Origin of the sequence: Candidatus Cryosericum odellii, assembly GCF_003570935.1 — a bacterium.
GTDB lineage: Bacteria > Caldisericota > Caldisericia > Cryosericales > Cryosericaceae > Cryosericum > Cryosericum odellii.
Genome location: NZ_QXIU01000052.1, coordinates 1 through 2,827, shown reverse-complemented (window position 1 = coordinate 2,827; position 2,827 = coordinate 1). Strand labels below are relative to the sequence as shown.

The 2,827-nt window shown below is 56.4% G+C and carries 5 protein-coding genes and 1 pseudogene; all 6 read left to right on the top strand.

Going from position 1 to position 2,827, the window contains the following annotated elements:
• Positions 1–465, top strand: a 465-nt coding sequence (locus tag SMC5_RS02015) for an RNA methyltransferase (protein WP_119119384.1), incomplete at its 5' end; no start/stop codon positions are given.
• A 1-nt stretch (position 466) separates the two neighbouring features.
• A complete protein-coding gene (locus tag SMC5_RS02010; protein ID WP_119119383.1) occupies positions 467–772 on the top strand; it encodes a YkvA family protein in 306 nt (101 codons plus the stop codon).
• 293 nt (positions 773–1,065) lie between these two features.
• Positions 1,066–1,404, top strand: a pseudogene (rplS, locus tag SMC5_RS02005) (50S ribosomal protein L19); the annotation flags it as partial.
• Positions 1,328–1,897: a signal peptidase I gene (gene lepB / locus SMC5_RS02000; RefSeq protein ID WP_119119381.1), complete on the top strand. Its 570-nt coding sequence runs from the start codon at positions 1,328–1,330 to the stop codon at positions 1,895–1,897. The pseudogene rplS and the gene lepB, both read left to right, overlap by 77 nt.
• Positions 1,898–1,966: 69 nt before the next feature.
• On the top strand, positions 1,967–2,674 hold the full coding sequence (locus SMC5_RS01995; RefSeq protein WP_119119380.1) for a ribonuclease HII: 708 nt from the start codon (positions 1,967–1,969) through the stop codon (positions 2,672–2,674).
• 43 nt (positions 2,675–2,717) lie between these two features.
• Positions 2,718–2,827, top strand: a 110-nt coding sequence (locus tag SMC5_RS11570; protein ID WP_407079756.1) for a YraN family protein, incomplete at its 3' end; no start/stop codon positions are given.

Below are 2,827 nucleotides of genomic sequence, written 5' to 3'. Positions count from 1 at the left end.
ATCGCGCGAGCCGGCAAGACATACGGAGCCACGGCCATGTACGAGGTCGAGCCCCTTCCCCAGGAACAACAGATTGCTCTGCGCATCGCTCATTTCTGGAACGAAGGATTCGGGCATGAGTACAACCCAAATCGCGCCGAGTCGTTGTCACTGCTGCGGATCGTGTCGCATTTCGAAGAAGCTGTTGCCGAGATTCAGCACGTGGAGGGTGAAAAGCCAGTCCTGATAGCGACGAGTGCGCGGACGTTCGCCAACTCTATCGGCTATGTGGCAATGGGGGAGAAGATTCGTTCAGGAGATCATCCATACTTGCTGGTGTTCGGGACTGGTTTTGGCTTGGCAGACGAGATCATGGCACAGATGGATTATGTCCTTGACCCTATATGGGGTCCCACAGACTTCAACCATCTGTCGGTACGCAGCGCAGCTGCAATCATCCTCGACCGTCTGCTGGGACGCTCCTGATATGAGTGTAAGAACAGCCGTCAAACGTGTCAGGCGCGAAGTCCGTGTATGGTCTCTTGTACTGAAGGACCCAAGGACTCCACGAGTCTCGAAGGTGCTCCTTGGAGCGGCCCTCGCCTACCTGGTTTCTCCAGTGGACCTTGTCCCCGATTTCATACCGGTACTGGGACAGCTCGACGATCTGGTGATTGTGCGCGGCCTCGTCTGGCTTGCGATGCGCTCCATTCCGCGTGAGGTCGTGGCAGACTGCACGGAGAAGGCTTGCCGTCAGGAGAACGGTCTACCACCGATTGGTGTGGACCAGTGAAGGATCGAAACGCTCGGTGAGCGGTGCCTCTTTCAGCATCTGGGAGTGCGGGGTACCTTCGTGATGGCTTGCAGCACTTTTCGGCCTTGTGGTTCCCTCGTATTTGCGGGCTTGCGATCGTCGGGCAAATGTGTAGACTTCTTGCACGCAGCCTCTGTCGCCTTGTCAGCGTGCCGTATGACGACACGTCGTCAAGTGTGCTGAACCTATGTGGTTCTTCTCGCCTTGATAAACGTGGGCGTTCTGCTAGACTATGTGTTCGTGAATGTCAGCCCGGTGAAAGGAGTTCTGAAATGAATGCTATTGACCTTGTAGAGAGCAGATATGTGAAGCCTGACATGCCCGTCCTTCTGGTCGGTGATACTGTCAAGGTTCACATCAACATTGTGGAAGGTGGCAAGAAGAGGATCCAGGTATTTGAGGGTCTCGTTATTGCCAAGAAGGGCGGCAGCAGCCGCGAGACGTTTACTGTTCGTAAGATCTCCTCTGGTATTGGCGTAGAGAAGGTATTCCCGCTCTACTCTCCCATGATTGCCAAACTTGAGGTCGTGCGCCATGGCGATGTTCGTCGTGCGAAGCTGTACTATCTCAGAGACAGAGTCGGCACGGCTCGCAATGTCAAGGAGAAGAGAGAAGCNNTTCGGCGCGTCGTATGCACTGCGTCACTGGGTGGTGCAGCCGTACCGGATTCAGATGTCATCGATGGAGACGACCGTTTTTCCGAACGATCTCGTTATGGTCGATAAGATTTCATACGATTTTCACCAGCCACGGCGAGGTGACGTTATCATTTTCTGGCCACCCGGCGTTACCACTGGTGATCCATATATCAAGCGTGTCATTGGCCTTCCTGGCGAAACCGTGGAGGCAAAGGGCGGCAAGATCTATGTGAATGGTAAGGCAGCCGATGAAGTCTATTTGCATGGGTACGTCATGCCGGATTTCTCGCCAACTCCAGTTCCCCAGGGACAGCTGTTCGTGATGGGAGACAACCGGGCGGTGAGTCTTGACTCGCGTTCCTTTGGTACCATTCCGACCAGTTCGATCATCGGGCGTGCGATGTTTGCCTATTGGCCCCTCCAGCACTTTGTCGTGCTTCGAGCCCAGACAGTCCTCGTGCAATAGCAGCAGCGATCATCAGCCCTCCTCGTTTCGACGGGGAGGGTTTTTCCATCGGCGGACAGGGAGAACAACATGCGACATGAGGCTCTAGCGCTTTTTGAGCAAGGGATCAAGTCCCGGTATGAACTGGATGTCATCATCGGGATCGATGAGGCGGGCAGGGGGGCGCTGGCGGGGCCAGTTTATGCGGGCGCCTGCGCCATCACGGATCCGCGGGGTACTGCGTTCATCAACGATTCGAAACTGCTGAGTCAACGCCAGCGGGAACAGGCATTTGAGCTCCTGCCAGCGCACGCGCTATTTGCGACGGGGAGTTGCACGGCAGCCGAGATCGATTCCGGTGGAATACTTCAGGCGACCTACGGGGCCATGGAAAAGGCCCTCATCCTTCTCTTGCCGGCGGTAAGACAGCACTGGGGCATCGGTTCGCGGATCGGTGTTGTCGTCGACGGTCCGCTGCTACCCCATTTCCTCGAACGTGAGGAGCATCTGGTTGCCATGGCGATCATCGATGCGGATGCGATCCTGCTATCAGTTGCAGGCGCCAGCATCGCTGCCAAGGTATCACGGGATGCTGCCATGCGCGTCATGGCTCGACATGTTCACGGATATGGATTCGAAGGCAACGTCGGCTATGGCACGCGTGAGCACATCCAGGCCCTTCGGACGAAGGGACCCTCTGGTGAACACCGACGGACGTTTGTCGTCAAACAACTTGTAGAGACTGAGGAGTTGCCACTTGGGCGGACAGCACAACCAGGCGCTGGGAAACGCCGGTGAGGAACTGGCGGCTCGATGGTTGACTGACCACGGCTTTCATGTCGTGGCCAGGAACCTCCGTACCACTTATGGGGAGCTGGATGTCATCGCCGAGAAGAACGGCCACGTCCATGTGGTCGAAGTCAAGACGCGGACAGGGACTGGATATGGAAG